This window comes from uncultured Acetobacterium sp., from assembly GCF_927416815.1.
GTDB lineage: Bacteria > Bacillota > Clostridia > Eubacteriales > Eubacteriaceae > Acetobacterium.
The window spans coordinates 1-5912 of the sequence record NZ_CAKMJU010000114.1 but is presented as its reverse complement, the minus strand read 5'-3'; the positions used below and the strand labels follow the sequence as shown (position 1 = coordinate 5912).

The window sequence follows — 5912 nt, the reverse complement described above, 5'->3', positions numbered from 1 at the left end:
TCAAGCGGGCAGGATATCCCAATTTTTATGATTATTATCTGCAAGTAACTGTGTAAACTCTGGAACCGCCGTATACCGAACGGTACGTACGGTGGTGTGGGAGGTCGGCTGATCAATTAATGGTCAGCCTCCTACCCGATTTTTAACCAATAGAGATAACATTGATTCTTTCTTCCCTTTCATAGAGTGCATCAATTAGCGGTTATCTAGTTGAGTTGCGGTGAAAAAATTACCAGTAAGGACATTACTAATAAAGTCGGCTATAACCGGGGCACATTCTATCAATATTTTAAAGACGTGTAATGATGTACTGGAACATATTGAAGATTCGTTAATCCCCACCCTGGACGAGCTGCCATCAATTACAATCGGTTCGAACATGCGCGGCATGCCTATGAACACGTTTCTTGAGCTTTATGAAAAGAACAGCAAATACTATACCGTGTTGCTTGGCGATGGTGGCGACCCAGCTTTTGCAAGCAAACTAAAAAAAGCAATTAAACCAATAATAATCCAGGAATTCGCCAATAAACCGACGGTTAATCAACAAGAATTGGGCTATGTTGTCCAATATACCCTATCGGCGAGGATTGGTATGATGAGTTACTGGTACCGGCAGACTGATAAACTGCCTTCGGATCAATTGCATGAATTGATCAAAAAATTAACGGAACAAGGCGTCACCAGACAATTGCAGCGTTATAAAAGGCAATGATCTGCAAAGATGGCATTGAACGGATCTGCACATGCTCATTGAAAATGATTGACAAAGCGATAAAGTAATTGTACCATATAGTTAGGTAAGTTAACTACATGGAGGCGCAAATGAATGTTGATCTTATAAATAGTGCGGATGTAATCGGGATGTTTTGCAGACTGCATATGAACTCAAAGCGGGATCTTCCCATCAGATCGAGCGAAATGGGTGTGCTGATATACACTCAAAAGCAAAGTCGTGCCGTAACGCCGCTGATGGTCAGCCAATTTTTTAACATCTCCAAACCTTCGGTCAGTTCAATGGTCAAATCATTAACGAAGCAAGGCTTTTTAATAAAGGAAAGCTCGATCGCTGATAAGCGAAGTTATACACTTGTGATAACCGAAAAAGGAAAGAATCTGGTTGAGTCGACGTCGATTGAGTATTTTAAAGCCGTTGAATTATTGAAAGAAAGAATGGGTGCGGATGAGTTTGGTCAATTAGTCGAATTGATGGAAATTGCAAATTGCATATTAGAAGAGGACAATAGATGAAGATACTGGTTACCGGAGCCTCAGGAAATGTTGGCAATTATGTGGTAAATGAACTATTAAAAATGGGCGAAGATGTTGTTGCAGCAGGTACAAATAGACAAAAACTGGATCAGCTATTTGGTAGCAATGTGACCACGGTGGCGTTTGATTTTACGCGACCGGAAACATATAAAAAAGCATTAACTGGGGTTGATCGAATTTTTTTAATGCGACCGCCACATCTCGGCAAACCAGAAGATTTGTATCCATTTATTAAAGCAACTCAAGAATATCCAATCACGTTAATCACTTTTTTATCTTTAATGGGGATCGAGAAAAACACCATCCCACCACATTATAAAATTGAAAAATTTATCGAAAGTGTCGGTATTCCATTTGCTCACATCAGACCTGGCTTTTTCATGCAAAATATTTCCGGTATACATGCTTTGGAAATCAGGGACAAAGATATAATTTTTATCCCGGCAGGGAAAAGCAGAACGAGTTTTATTGATGCCGCTGATATCGGACTAGCCAGCGCAACAATCCTTCATGATCCCGATCAATTCAAAAATACGGCACACACAATCAGCGGACCGGAAGCGTTAGACTATTTCCAGGTCGCAGATGTGCTAAGTAAATTGACTAACCGAAAAATAACATACGTCAAACTAGGCCTGTTAAAATATCGAAGTTACTATATCAAGAGTCGTGGGCTTGATAAAAACTATGTCAATGTTACGGTCATGTTGTATATCATGACCAGACTCGGTACGGCTAAAACAATCACCAATGAATTTTTTAAATTAACCGGAAAAAACCCTCGGACATTTGAAGATTTTGCAAAAGCTAATATTGGTGCTTTCATGAAAGATAATGATAACTAAACGATCAGGAGATTGCTTTTTAAATCAATAGTGATACTTTGTGAATAACAACAGAATATTCTGTTGTTAAAGCGGGTGCTTCGGTTACATAATTCCGATGCTGCTGAGATCAGCAGCGGGAATCAGCGATGCATTTTCTTACATGAAGACTAATTATGAGGAAAATCTTCATCCTCATTTTCATTTTTTAATTATTTTTTTAGTCTGTGAAAATACCGTGAGCTTTATATAATGTTCACAGTAAAGATGGAACTATTAGTTTCTGCTAATTAGTTCATTTCGGGATTACGTTATAATCACCATTTTCATAGGTTGCGGTAAGATGGCCTCGGGCAATAATGTTATCAGAGTGTCCACCAACCTGGTTGAGATGATTGACAAGACCAGCGTAAGAATTCTGGCCATCTAATTTACCGATGGTATCGTTAGGCTGTTTTTTTATGGCGAATACTTCGATTCGATAGGTATGTTTGCCGCCGGACTGAGGTGGGTAGGGACCTATGTATTGACTTGGGGCGGTGTAAGCGCCCTGTTCGATTGATGTAGCGGTTATGTCTGTCACAAACCAGTGAAGCCAATTAGCATCTTCGTCAAACAGGCATAGGGTATAGTAGCTGGCACCTTCAACTGCCTCCCAGCTCAAAGCAGGACTTTGGTTTAAGCCAATAGGATCATTGGGTTTTCTAGCAGCAGCGGTGGCCGTCAATAACTTGCCATCGACGATTGATGATGATGTGACTGAAATCGATGGAACCTCGAGATCAGGATCTTTAAAATCACCACTGTTGATACAACCGGTAAAAATAAGGATGGAGGATAACAGAATTAAGCCGAATAGAAATAATTTTTTCATGGATAGGATTCCTTTCAATATTGGGATTGCTATACGCAGATAACATGCAGCAACACAAGCGGTCAACGATTAATTTGAGGGCAAGTTCGTTTCTAGGTTTCTAGTTTTCCGTATGTGACTTAGGTAGCATGTCTTAGCATACAAGCATTATCGCAATCCATTCTGACAGGGGGCATAACGGCATCTTAAAGTAATCTTAAATTTGATTTTCCAGAGTGCATGTTTTGAGCGCGCTCGATTGATAAGATGGCTGCTTAGTTGCCAGAGTTCTAGAAATTCGCATTTTTATTGAACCTTACTTCTGGAGAAATATTTAATGCGTGGCAGCGAAGATCTTTTAGCGCCTATTTGATTTAATTGTTCGAATAATAACAAAAAAAGTCTATATTTCGGAGACACTCGCACAAGTTCGAACAGTAAGTATCGCAAATTATTTTTGCAACAGCGCCACGGCAACGGCTTTTTTGATCACCTGGCTGGAATTGGTAGCGCCTGAAACAGTGTCAACATCGATTTTTTGTTGCGCAACAATGGTGTCAGTAATTACCTCAGCGGAAGAGCCACGGTCGTTTTTATGCTCAATCAGGCTGATCGTCTTAATTGAGCTATGAGATACAACAACTTCAACCTCTGCCGAGATCATACCGACATCATATGAGCCATCATAAACACCATCAGGGATTTGAGAGAGATCGATTTCGGCAATTGCAATTTCAGCAATCGCTTTTTTATAATTGTTGACATCACTGAGGTAGGATGCCCCAAAAAAGCAGCCAATAACAAGAATCGCGATGATCAACGGTAAAACGATCGTTTTTAGTTTAGACATTTATTTTCTCCTTCAGGATTGAATTAATTAGCGTATCAAAGCTGTATTTCAAAAAATCTTGTTTTGTTGTATTCATGTACTGCTCAAGATAGTTCTTTTTTTTGCTGGCCATCAGGATGATTCCTGACAAACTAGCCCAGAAAAGAAACACGGTTTCAGGGATTTTGATATCAGAACGAAAAACACCTTGGTTTATCCCATCCCTAAAAAAGATATCGATCAGACCATTGATTTCCTCACCCACTTCAAATATTTCTTGAAATACTGGTGGGGTATCGGGATTGTTTATATCGACGTTGATTTCTTGAGTCAAGGTCTGAAAATATAATGGATAGGTATCGCAATAAGCAGTCAATTCATGACAGATGCCATAATACCGAGCTAACAGGTCATTCTCTGTTTGTGTTGACGCTTGAATCCGATCATAAAGCATTTTCATGCTTTTCAAGATAATACAATTGACAATTTCTTCTTTGTTTTTAAAATAGACATACAAGGTTGCCTTGCTGTATTCGGCTTCCCTTGCGATGTCATTCATTGACGTACTCTCGACACCATTTTTTTCAAAGAGGGTTTCCGCAATTTTTATGATACTCTCTCTGTGAAAATCAGTTAATTCTTTTTTTCGTCGACCCATATCAAACCTCCGTTTCATTAATTAAACTCAGGGTTTAATTATAACGATTAACGGATCATTAATCAAGCTGTTTTTGAACAAATAAAAAGTTGAATTTATAATTAGTAATTTATAATTTATAATGTATAATATTACAAGAGGGTTAGTCAATTTAAAGGAGATAATTCATGCGGAAAGAGCTGATATTAGAAGTAGCATACCAAAAATTTGCCGAGAAAGGATACAACATCCCATTGACTGAAATTGCAGCAGCAGCGGGCATCAAAAAACAGTCGATTTATAATTATTTTGAAAGTAAAGAGGAACTTTATTTCGAAGTAATCAATATCCACGTCGATAAGTATTTTTATGAAAAACAGGTGGAGTTTTACGAGTTGGATCATCTTAGTCCGGCAGAGCAATTAAAAACGATTTATATGTCAGTTGTCGGTTACTATAGTGATAAAACTAGGTTGAGATTTTGGAAATGGTTGCTACTCAATGAGACCGCAAATGTGATTAAAAGAGCCCAGTCTTCTATAAAAGAACATGAACTGCAATTAGAAAACCGAGTAAAAGAGATTGTCGAGAAGGCGCTTGGTGATAATCCTGGGGCAGAAGCATATTGTTATCCGATTGTTTGTTCATTTATGGCAATGCTTCACGGTACCTTAGACGTAACCATGATATACCACGGGGACTGCGATATCCCAAAGTTTGCTGAAGATGTTTGGTTTGTTTTTTGGGGTGGGGTTGAGAGTCGCTTTATAAAAGTCAAGGCGTAATTTGAAAATTTGCAACTTAAAAGTGGCAATACACATGGAGTAATAAAAATATTAAAAGTTCAAAATTTAATCCAAAAGCAAGTCAAACACCAAACTAAAAGCAAATCAAAAAAGAATAGTCTGGTCGTTTGGTTTTATCGGAATTGAATAACAGACAAAGAATATTAGGGGTAAGGGCTTTATAAAGAGCGCTTGCCTCTTTTTTTAGAATAAAGTAATTTTATTCACAACTGTTGGATAATATTAAGAAAATATTATCAAAAAAAGCGGCTGACTGAACAAAAAATGACAGGTGCCAGAAATTTACGGTGGACAGGTAATATTTATATAGCGTATAATATCGAAGCGACCGAACGGCAGGAAGCAAGTATGTGAGCGTTTGACTTGATCAAAAATTACCATGCTATGGAGCTCAAACCAGTTGTTAGGATATTGCGGTATCAATCAATAAGCAACACTTAAGAAGCGATTTAAAATTGATAATAAAGGAAGTATTAGCAAGATGGCAGAAAACCAGGCGACCATACAACAGCTAAGTAAATTGAGCATCGAATCAAAAAAATTCAAACAGTGGATAGGCAACCCTTTTTTGGACAAAAATTACGCGGACATCATACACTTATAATCGACTGGTGAAAGATAGCCCAATGAGCCATGAATCCGATCATTATTAAACCAATGGACATAGTCAAATAATTGATATTCCAATGTT

At 38.2% G+C, this 5912-nt stretch carries 8 protein-coding genes; 4 read left to right on the top strand and 4 right to left on the bottom strand.

Going from position 1 to position 5912, the window contains the following annotated elements; genetic code table 11:
• The first annotated feature begins 394 nt into the window (after positions 1 to 394).
• From QZ998_RS14330 to QZ998_RS14320, 3 genes are all read left to right on the top strand, one after another.
• Entirely contained in the window at positions 395 to 715 is a 321-nt protein-coding gene (locus QZ998_RS14330; RefSeq protein ID WP_296561523.1) for a TetR-like C-terminal domain-containing protein, read from the top strand.
• A gap of 110 nt (positions 716 to 825) precedes the next feature.
• On the top strand, positions 826 to 1251 hold the full coding sequence (locus tag QZ998_RS14325; protein WP_296561522.1) for a MarR family transcriptional regulator: 426 nt from the start codon (positions 826 to 828) through the stop codon (positions 1249 to 1251).
• Positions 1248 to 2117 carry an NmrA family NAD(P)-binding protein gene (locus QZ998_RS14320; RefSeq protein WP_296561521.1) on the top strand — a complete coding sequence of 290 codons (870 nt, stop codon included), beginning with the start codon at positions 1248 to 1250 and terminating at the stop codon, positions 2115 to 2117. Before QZ998_RS14325 ends, QZ998_RS14320 begins: the two co-directional genes overlap by 4 nt.
• A gap of 274 nt (positions 2118 to 2391) precedes the next feature.
• Here the strand turns inward: QZ998_RS14320 and QZ998_RS14315 are convergent, their stop codons facing one another.
• The 3 genes from QZ998_RS14315 to QZ998_RS14305 all read right to left on the bottom strand — a co-directional run bounded on the left by QZ998_RS14315 (position 2392) and on the right by QZ998_RS14305 (position 4436).
• Complete coding sequence (locus tag QZ998_RS14315; protein ID WP_296561520.1) at positions 2392 to 2970, bottom strand: YbhB/YbcL family Raf kinase inhibitor-like protein; 579 nt, start codon at positions 2968 to 2970, stop codon at positions 2392 to 2394.
• Between the two features lie 430 nt (positions 2971 to 3400).
• Positions 3401 to 3799, bottom strand: a complete 399-nt coding sequence (locus QZ998_RS14310; RefSeq protein ID WP_296561519.1) for an FMN-binding protein — start codon at positions 3797 to 3799, stop codon at positions 3401 to 3403.
• Positions 3792 to 4436 carry a TetR/AcrR family transcriptional regulator gene (locus tag QZ998_RS14305; RefSeq protein ID WP_296561518.1) on the bottom strand — a complete coding sequence of 215 codons (645 nt, stop codon included), beginning with the start codon at positions 4434 to 4436 and terminating at the stop codon, positions 3792 to 3794. Before QZ998_RS14305 ends, QZ998_RS14310 begins: the two co-directional genes overlap by 8 nt.
• A gap of 167 nt (positions 4437 to 4603) precedes the next feature.
• Between QZ998_RS14305 and QZ998_RS14300 the strand changes: the two genes are divergently transcribed.
• The gene (locus tag QZ998_RS14300) at positions 4604 to 5200 is read left to right on the top strand and encodes a TetR/AcrR family transcriptional regulator (RefSeq protein WP_296561517.1); all 597 of its coding nucleotides are present in this window, start codon (positions 4604 to 4606) and stop codon (positions 5198 to 5200) included.
• A gap of 600 nt (positions 5201 to 5800) precedes the next feature.
• Here the strand turns inward: QZ998_RS14300 and QZ998_RS14295 are convergent.
• Positions 5801 to 5912 (bottom strand): IS3 family transposase (locus QZ998_RS14295; RefSeq protein WP_296561408.1); only part of this gene is annotated, 112 nt, incomplete at its 5' end.